The 13,707-nt window shown below is 66.4% G+C and carries 11 protein-coding genes; 1 reads left to right on the forward strand and 10 read right to left on the reverse strand.

The genetic code is table 11. The features are described 5' to 3' along the window. Positions 1-15 precede the first annotated feature (15 nt). The 10 genes from G6N56_RS12835 to G6N56_RS12880 all read right to left on the reverse strand — a co-directional run bounded on the left by G6N56_RS12835 (position 16) and on the right by G6N56_RS12880 (position 12,679). Positions 16-1,680 carry an MCE family protein gene (locus G6N56_RS12835; RefSeq protein ID WP_085255853.1) on the reverse strand — a complete coding sequence of 555 codons (1,665 nt, stop codon included), beginning with the start codon at positions 1,678-1,680 and terminating at the stop codon, positions 16-18. Next, the gene (locus G6N56_RS12840; protein WP_085255852.1) at positions 1,681-3,123 is read right to left on the reverse strand and encodes an MCE family protein; all 1,443 of its coding nucleotides are present in this window, start codon (positions 3,121-3,123) and stop codon (positions 1,681-1,683) included. Continuing rightward, a complete protein-coding gene (locus G6N56_RS12845; RefSeq protein WP_142280605.1) occupies positions 3,120-4,547 on the reverse strand; it encodes an MCE family protein in 1,428 nt (475 codons plus the stop codon). The genes G6N56_RS12840 and G6N56_RS12845 overlap by 4 nt, the downstream gene beginning before the upstream one ends. Continuing rightward, positions 4,544-5,626: an MCE family protein gene (locus G6N56_RS12850; RefSeq protein ID WP_085255851.1), complete on the reverse strand. Its 1,083-nt coding sequence runs from the start codon at positions 5,624-5,626 to the stop codon at positions 4,544-4,546. The genes G6N56_RS12845 and G6N56_RS12850 overlap by 4 nt, the downstream gene beginning before the upstream one ends. After that, positions 5,619-6,659, reverse strand: a complete 1,041-nt coding sequence (locus G6N56_RS12855; protein ID WP_085255850.1) for an MCE family protein — start codon at positions 6,657-6,659, stop codon at positions 5,619-5,621. Before G6N56_RS12855 ends, G6N56_RS12850 begins: the two co-directional genes overlap by 8 nt. Then, complete coding sequence (locus G6N56_RS12860; RefSeq protein WP_085255849.1) at positions 6,656-7,933, reverse strand: MCE family protein; 1,278 nt, start codon at positions 7,931-7,933, stop codon at positions 6,656-6,658. Before G6N56_RS12860 ends, G6N56_RS12855 begins: the two co-directional genes overlap by 4 nt. A gap of 19 nt (positions 7,934-7,952) precedes the next feature. After that, positions 7,953-8,798, reverse strand: coding sequence for an MlaE family ABC transporter permease (locus tag G6N56_RS12865; protein WP_085255848.1), 846 nt, complete (start codon positions 8,796-8,798; stop codon positions 7,953-7,955). Positions 8,799-8,817: 19 nt separating this feature from the next. After that, the gene (locus G6N56_RS12870; RefSeq protein ID WP_232069339.1) at positions 8,818-9,567 is read right to left on the reverse strand and encodes an MlaE family ABC transporter permease; all 750 of its coding nucleotides are present in this window, start codon (positions 9,565-9,567) and stop codon (positions 8,818-8,820) included. 398 nt (positions 9,568-9,965) lie between these two features. Continuing rightward, positions 9,966-11,171 carry a CaiB/BaiF CoA transferase family protein gene (locus tag G6N56_RS12875; protein WP_085255846.1) on the reverse strand — a complete coding sequence of 402 codons (1,206 nt, stop codon included), beginning with the start codon at positions 11,169-11,171 and terminating at the stop codon, positions 9,966-9,968. Then, positions 11,168-12,679 carry an aldehyde dehydrogenase family protein gene (locus tag G6N56_RS12880; protein ID WP_085255845.1) on the reverse strand — a complete coding sequence of 504 codons (1,512 nt, stop codon included), beginning with the start codon at positions 12,677-12,679 and terminating at the stop codon, positions 11,168-11,170. Before G6N56_RS12880 ends, G6N56_RS12875 begins: the two co-directional genes overlap by 4 nt. 270 nt (positions 12,680-12,949) lie before the next feature. Between G6N56_RS12880 and G6N56_RS12885 the strand changes: the two genes are divergently transcribed. Next, positions 12,950-13,651, forward strand: coding sequence for an SDR family NAD(P)-dependent oxidoreductase (locus G6N56_RS12885; RefSeq protein ID WP_085255844.1), 702 nt, complete (start codon positions 12,950-12,952; stop codon positions 13,649-13,651). The last annotated feature ends 56 nt before the right edge of the window (positions 13,652-13,707 follow it).

Here is a 13,707-nt window from a genome sequence, read left to right on the forward strand (position 1 = left end):
TTTTCGCCGCATCGCTCACGTGGCGAACATGTCCTTCCATGTCTTGGGCGCCTTGGGGGAAGCGGCCGCAGCCAGATCCGACTGACGGTAGACCTCGCCATTGGGCGCCACGTAGGTGCCTGTATGCGGGTCGTATTGCGCAATCGCGACCGAAGGACCCGCCGCCGGACGCGGTTCGGATGCCTTCTGGCCAAACGCACTTGGCGTCGCCGACGGCCGAGCCGGCGCACCAGCCGGGGGCACCGGCTGTCCGGCGGGAACGTCGATCGGTGCGATGGGCGACACCTCCCCCATGGTCGCTGCGGGATTCAGCGGCGCCGGCAGTGGGGGCCCCGACGACGGGGGAGTTCCCCTCGGGACCGCGCCCGGGGGCAGCGGCGTGCCCTCCACAGGTCCGAAAATTCGCTCGCGGTTGAAGTTGACCCGGTCGTCGGGCGGGATGCCCTGCGCGATCAGGTTGGGGTCCAGCGGGTAGGTGCCGAACACGTGCTGTCTCATCGCCAACGGCTCGAAAGGCTTGTCGCTCTCGCAGATTTCGACGGTCGGCGCCCGCTTGCCCGGCTGGCCCATGCAGGGGTAGTTCCGGGCGCCGCGCACCCCGATGGGCGAATCCTGCGGCAGCTTGCAATACAGTCCGTCCGGGGTGTCGATGACGCGTGTGTCGGACGGGGCACGCCACTGGCTCGGCGGCAGGAAACCGACCGTGCAGGCGGGGGGATCGCTGATGATGAGATTGAAAGCGCCCGTAGCCAATCCGGTCGGCGACTTGGTGCCGAGGAACGACTGGATCGCCGCGGTGAACGGCGGCAGCAGCACCAAGATCTGCTCGAGGGAGGCATGGTAGGTCACCCCGATCTGACCCACCGTGGTGAGGTTGGCCAGCAGCACCGGTAGCGTCGGCTTGATCTGATCGAGCAGCCGCGACGCCTCGTCGAATGCGCCGGGCCCCCTTTCCAGCAAGGTGCGAAACTGCGGGTCGTTGGTGGCCAGCTGGCCGCTGACACCGGCGAGGCTGCGCGCCCACGTCCGGATCGAGCCGGTCGTCTTTGCCTGCGCGTCGAGGAAGGCTCCGGCGTCCTCGGTCAGGCTTCGCGCGCGGTCGGCGACGCCGTTGAGGTCTCCCGACACGCGCGCCGAGGAATCGAACAACGACCCGAAATCGTAACCGGCGCCGTTGAACGCCGTGAACGACTCGTCGAGCAGTTGACCGAGCTTGCCCTTCGGAATGCTGTTGATCAGCGCGCTGGTCTGGTCGAGCACGGGCCCGATCGGCTGCGGAATCGTCGCCTCGTTCGCCGCGATCACCGAGCCGTTCTGAAGATAGGGCGGCTTGTCAGTTCGTGGCCGCAGATCCACGTAATACTCACCCACCGCGGAGATGCTGCGCACCTCGGCTCTCAGGTCGGCCGGGATCTTCGGCGACGAGTCAAGGGCCAGAGTGGCCTGCGCACCCTGCGGTGTCAGCCCAACCGAGGTCACCTTGCCGATCTGCACCCCGCGGTAGGTCACGTTGCTGAAGCGATACAGCCCGCCGGTGGCGGGCAACTTCAGCGTGACCGTCATCTTGCCGATGCCCAGTAGCGTCGGCGCCTGGACGTACCAGAGCACCATCAGAACGACGCCGACGATCCCGACAATCGTGAAGATCGCCAACTGGATACGGACAAACCGGGTCAGCATCTACGAGCCCCCGTCCGCCGACTGAGTGGTGGCCGGCGTCGCCCCGGGAATCGGAGCGCCCTGGTCCGTCGGCGCCGTCGGCGCCGTCGACCCGGGAGGTCCGGGCAGCGCCGGCGCGCTGGGCGGCGGGGCGTTCTGCGCATCGGGGCCAAGCATGGTCAGGCCGGCGATCAACGGCGACGCCGGTGGTGGCGCGGGCGGTGCGGTGGGCGAAGGCGCTTCCGCCGACTGCGGGTTCACCGACGACGGCGATGGAGGTGGTCCCGGGGGCGGTCCCCAGGGCGGGGGGTGACCGAGGTTCAGCGGCTCACCGACCGGGCCGGGGTTCACCACGCCCCCGGGCGCACCGGGCGGGGCGCCGTACTTGAATTGCAGATACTCGGGATCGCCCGGAACCGGCACGGGCTCCGCGCCCAGCCGTCCCCAGTGGGTACCCAGCAGGATGCTCTTGCGGAGACCGGAGTTCGTGAGGTCGATGATGAAATACCCATTGACGTAGTCGCCCCGGACATACCGGTCGATGAAGCCCTGCGTGAACGGGAACGTCGGCGCGTAGGCGATCGCCGCGTCGAGGTCCGGCCCGATGTCGGCGAGCGCCTTGATAGTCGGCCCGAGGTTCTGCAGGTTCTTGACCAGGTCGGAGCCCGCGTCGTTGACGAGGCGGGTGGCGGTGGCGCTGAACGTCCCGAGTTTGTTCAGCGCCGACGTCAGCCGCGGCCGCTCCTTGATGAGGACATCCAGTGCGGGCGGAATCTTGTAGAGCGCCTGGGTGATCACGTCGCGTTGCCCGGCGAACGTCGAGGCAAGGCGATTGAGCGCCCGGATCGACGCGACGAGGTCGTCGCGCTGCTGGTCGAAGGTGCCCACGAACTTGTCGAGGCGGTTGATCAGATCGCGAACGGCGCCTTCTTGACCGGACAAAGCGGCGTTGAAGTTGTGAATGATGTCCCCGATCTGGCCCAGTCCCCCGGCGTTGAGGACCACGGACAGCGACGACAGCGTTTGTTCGGTCGAAGGGTAGGTCGACGATCGGCTCAGCGGGATCGTCGCCCCCGGCTGCAGGCGTCCGGTGCCTTGTTGGCCGAGAGGCGCATTCAGTTCCAGGTGCATGGACCCCAGCAGGCTGGTCTGTCCGACGCTGGCCACCGCATTGGCGGGAATGGTCACGCCGGGCTGAACCGAGATCTCCACGTCGGCGTGCCAGCCCCGCACCTTCATACTGCTGATGCTGCCGACGATCACGTCGTCGATCATCACCGGCGAATTAGCCTCCAGCGTACCGACATTGGCGATCTCGACGTGGTAGACGCTCGCGCCCGGCCCGCGTCCCACCGCGCCCGGGAGGGGCAGCGAGTTCAGACCGTTGAACGCGCATCCCGTCGCGGCGAGCATGACGCAGCACGCGGCGCCGAGCACGCGACGCAGCGCGACCCGGGCGGTCATGGTTGCTGTCCTTCCGCGGGGAGCAGCATGTCCGACACGTTGGCCGGGGCGGGCGGCGGCTCGGCCGGCGTGCTCGGCGGGGGTGGCTCCGGCATCGCCGCTCCCGGTATGCGCGCCGGTGGTCCCGGAGGTGGCGGCGCCGGCGGGGTGTCACCCGGCAGACCCGTATACGCGGACACCGCCGGTGGGATCTCCGGCGGAGTCGGTTTCGGCCCTTCGCCCCCGGGCGCCAGCCGTTGTTCGGTGTAGATGACGTTCTTCGGGTCGAACGCCGGCGACAGGAACGGGTTGACCGGGATCGGCAGGTAGTTGAAGTTGAAGTACAGCAGCGGATTGAACACCCGCAACGCCGGGCTGAGATACAGGCCGCACAGCTTCCCCGACTCGTTGGCGGTGGCGTTCTCAAGGGCTCCGATCTGCGAACACAGCGCGTTCACCGGGTTGGTGAGGTTCTGGATGCCGACGCCGCCGCGGACGTTCCCAACGTCGGGGTCGTAGTCGTTGTAGCCGTTTGCGATTGCGTTCGGCGCAACGTGAAGAACGTTTTTCAGCGCCATCTTGTTGTCGACAAGGATCTGCGTGAGGTCGGACAACCGGGTGATTTGTTCCGCGGTCTGGTCGCGGCTGCCCGCGATGAACCGCTGCACCTCACCGACCGCGCTCGACAAGTCCGTCAGTGCCGCGTCCAGGTCGGACTTGTTGTCATCGAGCACGCTGGTCAGTGTGGCCAGGCGGTTGTTGAACTGCACCATCTGAACGTTGCTGTCCCGCAGAGCCCCAACGAAAGTCTGCAGGTTCTTGATGACGTCGACGATGTTGCCGCTGCCGTTGGCGAGGATCCGGCCCACTCCCGACAGCTGGGCCAGCGTTTGGCGCAGCTTTTCGCCGTTGCCGCCACCCAGCGCGTCCGCGGCGCTGTCGATGAACCGCGCCACCGACGGAGTGGACACCTTACTGTTGGGTCCGAGTTCGGTTGCCAGACGCATCAATTGGTCCTTGACCTCGTCCCATTCGACGGGCACCGCCGTCCGGTCGATCGGTATGACCGCGCCGTCCCGCATGGTGGGGCCGCTCGACCGGTAGGCGGGGGTGAGCTGGACGTAGCGCGCGGCCACCAGGTTCTGCGCGACGATCACCGCTTTGGCGTCCGCCGGAATCGGCACGCTGCGATCGACGTGCATCACCAGCTTCGCCTGGGTGCCCTCGGGACGGATGGACGCGATGGTACCGACCTTCATTCCCGACACCCGGACGTCGTCGCCCGGATAGATCGCAGTGGCGGTGGGGAAATAAGCGGTGATGGTGTGGGGGCGGAAGAAGGCGTTACGGATCGCGACCGCGGTCCCGACGACCAGCAACCCCACCAGCACGATTGCCAGCCCGACCTTGAGCTTGCCGCGTGGCATTGCCTGAAGCCGCGTCATCGCGACCCCCCCGGGTTCTGGTTGAACGGGAATGGCAAAAGCGCCCGCGGCCCGGCGGTGTCCGGCGGTTGACCGGGAGCGCCGTAAGCGCGGAATCCCCAGGTGTAGTCGAACAGCCACTGGAAGAACTGCAGGGTGAACAGGTTGGGGATGAACGGGTTGTAGTAGAAGCCGCTCGAGACCGTTTCCCCCTGCGTCAGTTCGTACTTCGCCAGACCGGGTAGCGCTTTGGAGAGATTGTCGCGGTTCTTCTCCAGCATCGCCGTCACGGAGTTGAGCTTCTCCAGCGACGGTGCCAGCTTCGCCTCGTTGTCGTGCACCACACCGGAGAGTTGCTTGGCCACCGCCGACGTGCTGGCCAGCAGCCGTACGATCGCTTGGCGCCGGGCGACGAGCATGGACAGCAGATCGTTGGCGTTGAGGATCAGCGTGTTCACCTGTTGACTGCGTTGCGAAAGGATGCCGGTGACGTCGGCGGCGCCCTTGAGCAGCTCGCCGAGCGTCTGGTTGCGGGCGTTGAGGGTCTGCGACAGCCGGGTAATCCCCTCGAATGCGGGACCGAGTTGCGGCGCAACCTGATTCAGCGTTTCCGACAGTGTGTCGAGGGACTGATTGAGCGTCTCGGTGTTGGTTCCCTTGATGTCGGAGCTCAAGTTCTCCACCGCCTCGGACAGCGAATAGGGCGAGGAGGTGCGGGTCACCGGGATGACAGCCATCGGATGCAGCGCGCCGCTGCCGGCGGATTCCAGGGTGAGCACCCGCTGGCCCAGCAGTGAGCCCGTTTTGATGTGTGCCGTGCTGGCGGAGCCGAGCAGGACACTCCCCTTGACGTTGAACGTGACCAAGACGTCGCCGTGCTGCAGCGACATTCCGGTGACGCTTCCGACCTTGGTGCCCGACACCGTCACGTCATTGCCCAGGGCGAGCCCACCGGCGTCGGAGAACAGCGCCTGGTATCGGACGGCCGTGGCGCGTTGCAGCAGCTGGTCAGGGTTGAGCCCGACGGCGATGATGAGCGCCACCAGCACGGCGCCGATGAATCCCGCCTTGATCAGACCCGCCCCGCGGTACCTATTCATCGGGATCCTTTGGCTCCGCGCACCGACCGGTGACCTGGTGGGTGATGCCCACTTCCACCGTCCGGTACTGCAGATCGGACACGCGCAGTGCCAGCCCGCACAGGTAGTAGGGGAACCAGGCGCCGTACGACCCGAGCCGGGTCAGCTTGCGGTAGTTGTTCGGCAACTTCTTCAGCGAGATGTCGATGAGGTCCTTGTCCTTGTCCAGCAGCGGCGCCATCCGGTTCAACTGGTCCACGGTGCCGGCCAACGGCGCGCGGGCGCGACCGAGCAGGTCGGCGATCGAGGCGGTGCCGTTGTCCAGCGCGGTGATCGCGGTGCCGATGGTGTCGCGGTCCTGGGACAGCCCGCTGACGAGCCGCTCGAGGCGGTCGATCGCACCGGAGAACTGGGCGCCCTCCTTGTCGACGGTGCCGACCACGGTGTTGAGGTTGTCGATCAACTCCTGCACCGTTTGGCTGTTGTCGGACAGCGTGTTCGAGAACGACGACGTCTTCGACAGCAGCGATTGCAGGGTGCCGCCCTCACCCTGGAACACCTGAATGAGCGCCGCGCTGAGCGCGTTGACGTCTTGCGGGTTGAGACCCTGGGTGACCGGCTTCAGGCCACCGAGCAACAGGTCGAGGTCGAGCGCGGGCGCAGTGCGATCGATCGGGATCTCCGCGCCGGGTGACAGCGCCTTGGTAGAACCGGGGCCGTCGACGAGCTCGAGGTAGCGGTCACCGACGAGGTTCAGGTAGCGCACCACCGCGCGCGTGCCAGTGGTGAGCACCACGCTGCGGTCGGCGTCGAACTTCACCAGGACCTTTTTGTCGGCCCGCAGATTGACGCTGTTGACCGTGCCGACTCGAATGCCGGCAACCCGCACCGTCTCTCCGGGCTTCAACCGCGACGTGTCGGTGAAGAGGGCCGAATACCCGTTCGTCGAGCCGGTCGTGTACTGCCCGAAGATGAAGAACAGGAACACCGTCAGGAGGATCATCACGGTGGCGAAGATCCCGAACTTGACGATCATGGCGCGTGAGCCGGTCATCCGGGTTGCCCGATCTGCATGCTGTTGCGCGGCGGCCCGGCGATCGGCCCGTACAACAGCTGCTTGAGCGCGTCGGAATTCCACATCAATTGCGGGTTGCCGTACTCCATCGGGTTGGCGCCGACGTCGGCCACCACGAACTTCGGCGCGACGTCGAAGGGCACCACGGGCAAGTTGTCGCACTGCGGACCGCCGCTCGCCGCCACCTTGGGCAAGTTCGTCGGGTAGCGGTAACGCTCGGCGCCGAAGCCCAGGTAGACCAGCACCTTGATCATCGGCTCGGGCAGGTTCGGCGCGTGCAGGTTGACCAGCGATCCGGAGATGCCGCACCACAGCGCTTGGTGGTATTCGTTGAGCAGGTCGGTGGTCGGCCTCACCAGGTGTAGGACATCGGTCAATGCCGGCCGGTTGGCGCCCACGACGTCATTTCCCATGTCCGCCAGGCCGATCGAGCTGATCAGGAACGCATCCAGGTTCTGCTGCTCGTCGACGATCGTCTTACTGATCCGGATCGCGTTGTGAGCGGTCGCCAGCAGGTCCGGCGCCGCGTCGGCATAGGCGTTGCTCACTGCGGGAAAGGCCTCGAGGTCGTGGCTCAGCGCGGGAAGGGCGGGGTCTTGCTTGGCCAGGAACGCATCCAGATCGGACAGCATCTGGCCGATCTTGTGGCCGCGGCCGTTGACCGCCGACGCTATGGCGCCCAGGGTTTCATTGAGCTTGGCCGGGTCGATCGTGGACAACACGGACGTGAGTTGCTGGAACACCGTGTTGATTTCGACGGTGACGTGCTTGCCCTCGAGCACCTGACCCGGCCGCAGCGACTGCGGGGAGGCCTCCGCGGGCGGCACCAGTTCGACGAACTTGGCACCGAACGCCGACGTCGAGGCGATGTCGACGAGCACATTGGCCGGAATGAGGTGCATCTGCGATGGTTCCATCGCCAGGTGCAGGACCGCTTCACCGTTGGGGCGCACATCGATCGAGGCGACCTTGCCCACTTCAACGCCGCGCATCTTGACCTTGGCGTCCGGATTCATCACCAGACCGGCGCGCGGCGACACCACAGTCACGGGCACGCTGGTGGTGAAGTCTCCGCGGAACAGGCCCACGGCGACGGCGACGATGAGCCCGATCACCACGACGGTTCCCAGGCCGGCCAGCGGGCGAGCATAAGACTGGGCACCGAAGTGGCGGCCGGGTGAGGCCGCGACGGGCCGCGCGCTGCTGGTGGTTTCGGATCGGTGGATGGGACCCGGCCCGAGATTTCGTGTCACGACTGCCTCACCGCCTCTCCTAGCCTGACAGGTTGAAGTTGCCGTTGGTGCCGTAGATGGACAGCGAGACGAGCAGCGTCACCGAGACCACCACGATCAGCGAGGTTCGCACCGCGTTGCCGGTCGCCACTCCGACCCCCGCCGGTCCGCCGGACGCAAAGTAGCCGAAATACGTGTGGATCAACAGGATGGTGATCGCCATCAGGACCGCCTGCAGGAACGACCACAGCAAGTCGATCGGGTTCAGAAACGTCGTGAAGTAGTGCTGGTACAGGCCTCCCGACTGGCCGAACAGGACCACGGTCGTGAATTGGCTGGCGAGGAACGACAGGATGACGGCGATGGAGTACAACGGCGTGATCGCCATCATCCCGGCCGCGATCCTGGTGCTGACCAGATATGAAACCGGCCGGATCGCCATGGATTCCAGCGCGTCAATCTCTTCGTTGATCCGCATGGCGCCCAGCTGCGCGGTGACGCCGGCGCCGAAGGTGGCCGCGAGGCCGATTCCCGCCACGATCGGGGCCGCGATCCGGACGTTGATGAATGCCGCCAGGAATCCGGTCAGCGCTTCGATGCCGATGTTGCCCAACGAGCTGTATCCCTGGACCGCCAGGGTGCCGCCGGCGGCAAGCGTCAGGAAGCCGACAATAACCAGGGTGCCACCGATCATCGCCAAGGTTCCTGCGCCCATGCTGATTTCGGCGATCAGTCGGATGACCTCCCGCCGGTAGTGACGGACCGCGAAGGGAACCCCGGCGAGCGCCCTGCCATAGAACAGGGTGTGATCGCCGATCCGGCTCAAGGTGGCGATCGGCTTGTCGATCTGTCGCGATAGTCGCGGATAGACGGCTCGCAGTGTCACGGCGCTTTCCTATGCCTCCTCAGTGGCCCTTGGTCGACATTCGGATACCGATCGCGGTGACAACCACATTCACGACGAACAGCGACATGAACGCGTAGACGACCGTCTCGTTGACCGCATTGCCGACGGCCTTCGCGCCGCCGCCGGATACCGTCAGCCCCCGATAGCACGCGACCAGTCCGGCGATCAGGCCGAAAAGCGCTGCCTTGACACAGGAGATGATCACCTCCGGCACACCGGTGAGCAGCGTGATGCCCGCCGCGAACGCGCCGGGGTTGACGTCCTGGACGAATACCGAAAAGACGTAGCCGCCCACGATGCCGATGATGACTACCAGGCTGTTCAGCAGCAGGGCCACCAGGCCGGAAGCCAACATGCGCGGCGTCACCAGGCGCTGCACCGGGTTGATGCCCAGCACCTCCATCGCGTCGATCTCTTCGCGGATCGTGCGTGACCCCAGGTCGGCGCACATCGCCGTGGAGCCGGCTCCGGCCACGATCAACACCGTCACCAGGGGACCGACCTGGGTCACCGCACCGAACGCGGCGCCCGCACCGGAGAGGTCCGCGGCGCCGAGTTCCCGCAGCAGGATGTTGAGGGTGAAGCTGACCAAGACGGTGAACGGGATGGCCACCAGCAGCGTCGGGGCGAGCGCGACCCGCGCGACGAACCACGACTGCTCGAGGAACTCGCGCCATTGGAAGGGGCGGTGAAACACGAACTTGATCGCGTCGAAGGACATCGCGAACAGGCCGCCGACCGCTTCCATGGGCTTGGAGCCCCGCCCGAGCGAAATCCCGCCGGTCCACCGCTCGGGGCCCGCGTTCTTAGCGGCCACGAACCCGGACTCCCTCCGGACCCGTGACGGCAACCGAACGAATCCGGTGGTGCGGCAGACGGGTTCGAGGGGTTGAACCCGCCGAATGCGTGCCGGCCGACGCCTGGGCGTCGTCGCCAACGGCTACCACCCTCACGCCAGTCCTCCGTTCCGTCACGCGAATCGGCGCTCCAAAGCACGGTTGACCGAACCGAGGCCCCATGTCTTGAAGCGTCCGGCGATTATGACTCATGTCACATCCAGCGGGTGGAGAAAATGCATAACCGTTATCGGACGGCTCCTCGGACGAACAGCGGCGTTCGGCTCGGGCATTCGGGCGGCTCCCGTTCCTAGGTGACGGCGCCGGCCGTCTTGAGTTCGATGATCCGATCCCAGTCGAGCCCGACTTCGATGAGTACCTCGTCTGTCTGCTCGGCAAATCCCGGAGCCGGCCCGGTATGGGGCGCCGTGACATCGAACTGGACCGGGTTGGCCACCAGGTCGAGTTCGCCGGCGCGCACCACATACTCGTTCGCCCGGATCTGCGCGTCGTCGACAGCTTGCAACGTGTCCTGCACGGGCGCCCACGGCCCGGCGAGCGTGGCAAACCGTTCGCTCCACTCGGCAAGCGTGCGGGTTGCGATGACCTTGGTCAAGATCTCCACGGCTTCCGCTGTGTTGGCGGCGATGCTCTCCACCGTCGCGAAGCGCGGGTCGTCGGCCAGCTCAGGTAGGTCGACGTGCTGGCAAACGTCCGCCCAGAACTTGGTGGGCTGCATCATCACAAACGAGATGTAACGGCCGTCCGACGTGGTGTACAGGCCGACCAGCGGGTTGTTGGGGGCGCCGTGCACGCCGGGCGGCGGGGCCTCCAGCCGCTGGCCCAGATGCTTCGTCAGCGCCACCGTGTGTCCCATCGACCACAGGCCGCTGCCGAGCAACGACACGTCCACGACGGACGGTTCGCCGCTGCGCTCGCGTTTGAGTAACGCCGCCGCGATGCCCCCCGCGAGGTTGGTGCCCGAGATGGTGTCGCCGTACGCCGGCCCGGGCGGCCCGATCATGCCGGGCATCCCGGCCGGGGTAATCGTCGCCGCGGTTCCGGCCCGGCACCAGAAGGCGGTCATGTCGTAGCCACCCTTGGTCGCCTCTTCGCCCCGCGGCCCGAGGGCACTGCCACGCGCGTAGATGATGTTCGGGTTCACCGCCCGGATGTCGTCGACGTCGATGCCGAACTTCTGGCGGGCCCCGGGAAGGAAACTCGTCAGGAACACGTCGGATCGGCGTGCCAGCTCGTAGAGCACCTCCCTCCCCTCGGGTATCGACATGTCCAACCCGATGCTGCGCTTGCCCCGGTTGGCGTGTTCGATGTTGGGGTTCGGGTCGCCCTCGACGCGCAGCATGCCCGTCTGGCGCAGGCCCCGCTGAGGGTCACCCGTCACCGCGTGCTCGACCTTGATTACGTCGGCGCCCCACTCGGCGAGCACGGCGCCCGCCGACGGGACGAACCCATACATGGCGACCTCGAGGATGCGGATGCCCTCCAGCGGCCTCATGCCGGCGTCCCGAGAACGGGCTCGGCAAATGTCTTGCGTTCCAGAAACTCCTCGAGCCCGGCGACGCCCATCTCGCGGCCGATGCCCGATTGCTTGAAGCCCCCGAACGGGCTGTCGGCACCGAAGTAGTTGCCGCCGTTGACGGAGAACGATCCGGCCCGGATCCGGCGGGCCACCGCCAGCGCCCGGCCGGGATCGCGACTGAACACCGCGCCCGCCAACCCGTAGATGGAGTTGTTGGCGATGCGTACCGCGTCGTCGTCATCGTCGAAACCGATCACGACGAGCACCGGACCGAACACCTCTTCCTGGGCGATCTCGCTGTCGGGATCGACATTGGTGAGCAGTGTTGGCGCATAGAAGTACCCGGGATCCAACCGCTTGCCCCCCGTCACCAGAGTGGCCCCGGCTGCGACCGCCCGCTGCACCATGCCGTCGACCTTGTCCCGCTGGCGCTCGTTGATGAGTGGTCCCATCAAGGTTTTCGGGTCGGCCGGGTCGCCATGGCGCACCTTGGCGAAGTTCTGCGCGATCAACTCGACGATCTCGTCGTGGTGCGCCTTCGGCACCAACAGCCGGGACGTCAGCGCGCAGCCCTGGCCCGCGTGGGTGACCATGCTGAACGCGGCGAACATGGCCGCGCCCCGAAAGTCCGCGTCGTCCAACATGATCACCGCCGACTTGCCGCCCAGCTCCAGAAAGACGCGCTTCACCGTGGCGCTCGCCGCGGCCATGATCTGGCGTCCGACGGCGGTCGACCCGGTGAACGTGACCACGTCGACATCGGGGCTGGTCGTCAGCGCGGGCCCGACGGCGGGATCCGACGAACTCAGCACGTTGACCACCCCGTCCGGGATGTCGGTGTGCCGGGCGATCAGCTCGCCGAGCGCCAGAGTGATCAAGGGCGTGTCGGGGGCTCCCTTGAGGACGACGGTGCAGCCGGCCGCGAGCGCCGGGGCGAGCTTGGCCAGCGCGAGCTGATTCGGATAGTTGTAGGCGATGATCGCCGCCACCACGCCGGCGGATTCCTTCTCGATCCAGCGGTGGTGCAGCATGCCTCTCGACTCGGCCACGCCGAGATCCTCGGAGAACTGGTAACCGCGGAGCAGGTCGGCGTAGAACCGGACGATCTTGATCGGATCGTCGAGCTGAGCGCCCTGGGTCAGGGCCCGGGTGGCGCCGACCTCGGCAATGGTCAACTCGCGCAATTCGTCGGCGTGGTCGACCAGCGCACGGTGCAGCTGGTCGAGGCAGCGGACCCGTAACTCGATATCGGTGGCCCAGTCGGTGGTGTCGAACGCGGTTCGGGCCGCTCCGATCGCCGCCTCGGCCTCTCTGACGCCGGCGTCGGGTGCGTACCCGACGACGGCGCCCGTGGCCGGGTTGGTCGACGCGAATGCCCTGTCGGCGTGGACAAGTCGGCCGTCGATCAAGAGTCGGCGGTCAACGGGCGACGCGGGCGCAGGATCCCCTTGGGCGACGGCGACCGCCGTGTCCTCGGCCGGCATGCATCCCCCTCAATGTGGTTACGGTCACGATAATTTCATTCTCTTACCGGGCGAATCTTACATTCGGGTCTCGAGAATTCAAGGAAGTGCGAGAAACGAGACTGGTGTACTCATTGGCCCGCGCGAGAGCGGTGTCAGTCCTCTATCCGCAGGCCGCCAGGGGTTTTCCGAGTGTGTTGCACGCGCCTTCGTCAGGAGAGTAAGGTTCTCACAATTGTAAGGGGCATTCTTTGTGGTTGAGATGATCACGATTGGAGCAGAGGTCGCGACGTGAAGACAGCGGTGGTCACCGGTGGCGGCTCCGGCATCGGCTATGCCGTCGCGCAGCGCCTGCGCGCCGACGGCCTCGACGTCGCGACCATCGACCTCCGGCCCTCGGACACCGATTTCGCTTTCACCGCCGACGTCACCGACCGCTCGCAGGTGGACGCCACGCTGTCGGCGATCCGCGCCAGGCTGGGTCCGGTGACCGTGCTGGTCAACGCGGCGGGCCTGGACGGATTCAAGCGATTCGCCAACATCACGTTCGAGGACTGGCAACGGGTCATCGACGTCAACCTCAACGGGGTATTCCACGTGACCCAGGCCGTGCTGCCCGACATGATCGAGGCGGGGTGGGGCCGGATCGTCAACATCTCTTCGTCGAGCACCCATTCGGGTGCCCCCTACATGAGCCACTACGTGGCGGCCAAGTCGGCGGTCAACGGCCTCACCAAGTCGCTGGCGCTCGAGTACGGCCCGAGCGGCATCACGGTCAACGCCGTGCCGCCGGGCTTCATCGACACACCGATGTTGCGCGCCGCGGAGAAGAACGGGTTCCTCGGCGACATCGACGAGACCATCGCCCGCACGCCTGTACGCCGGATGGGCAGGCCTGAAGACATCGCCGCCGCATGTGCCTTCCTGGTGTCCGAGGAAGCCGGTTACATCACCGGTCAGATTCTGGGCGTCAACGGCGGACGCAACACCTGAGGGAAACGCTCGAGAATCAACTCCGGAAGGGAATCGTTGGAAGATGACACAACTGG

The sequence above is a fragment of the Mycobacterium saskatchewanense genome (genome assembly GCF_010729105.1).
In the GTDB taxonomy this organism is placed as follows: Bacteria; Actinomycetota; Actinomycetes; order Mycobacteriales; family Mycobacteriaceae; genus Mycobacterium; species Mycobacterium saskatchewanense.

Bases quoted from the DNA above. Each gene is read 5' to 3' on its own strand.
- G6N56_RS12880 (WP_085255845.1), bottom strand. From the start codon at position 12,679: ATGCCGGCCGAGGACACGGCGGTCGCCGTCGCCCAAGGGGATCCTGCG.
- G6N56_RS12870 (WP_232069339.1), bottom strand. From the start codon at position 9,567: ATGGAAGCGGTCGGCGGCCTGTTCGCGATGTCCTTCGACGCGATCAAG.
- G6N56_RS12850 (WP_085255851.1), bottom strand. From the start codon at position 5,626: ATGAATAGGTACCGCGGGGCGGGTCTGATCAAGGCGGGATTCATCGGC.
- G6N56_RS12875 (WP_085255846.1), bottom strand. From the start codon at position 11,171: ATGAGGCCGCTGGAGGGCATCCGCATCCTCGAGGTCGCCATGTATGGG.
- G6N56_RS12835 (WP_085255853.1), bottom strand. From the start codon at position 1,680: ATGCTGACCCGGTTTGTCCGTATCCAGTTGGCGATCTTCACGATTGTC.
- G6N56_RS12855 (WP_085255850.1), bottom strand. From the start codon at position 6,659: ATGACCGGCTCACGCGCCATGATCGTCAAGTTCGGGATCTTCGCCACC.
- G6N56_RS12845 (WP_142280605.1), bottom strand. From the start codon at position 4,547: ATGACGCGGCTTCAGGCAATGCCACGCGGCAAGCTCAAGGTCGGGCTG.
- G6N56_RS12840 (WP_085255852.1), bottom strand. From the start codon at position 3,123: ATGACCGCCCGGGTCGCGCTGCGTCGCGTGCTCGGCGCCGCGTGCTGC.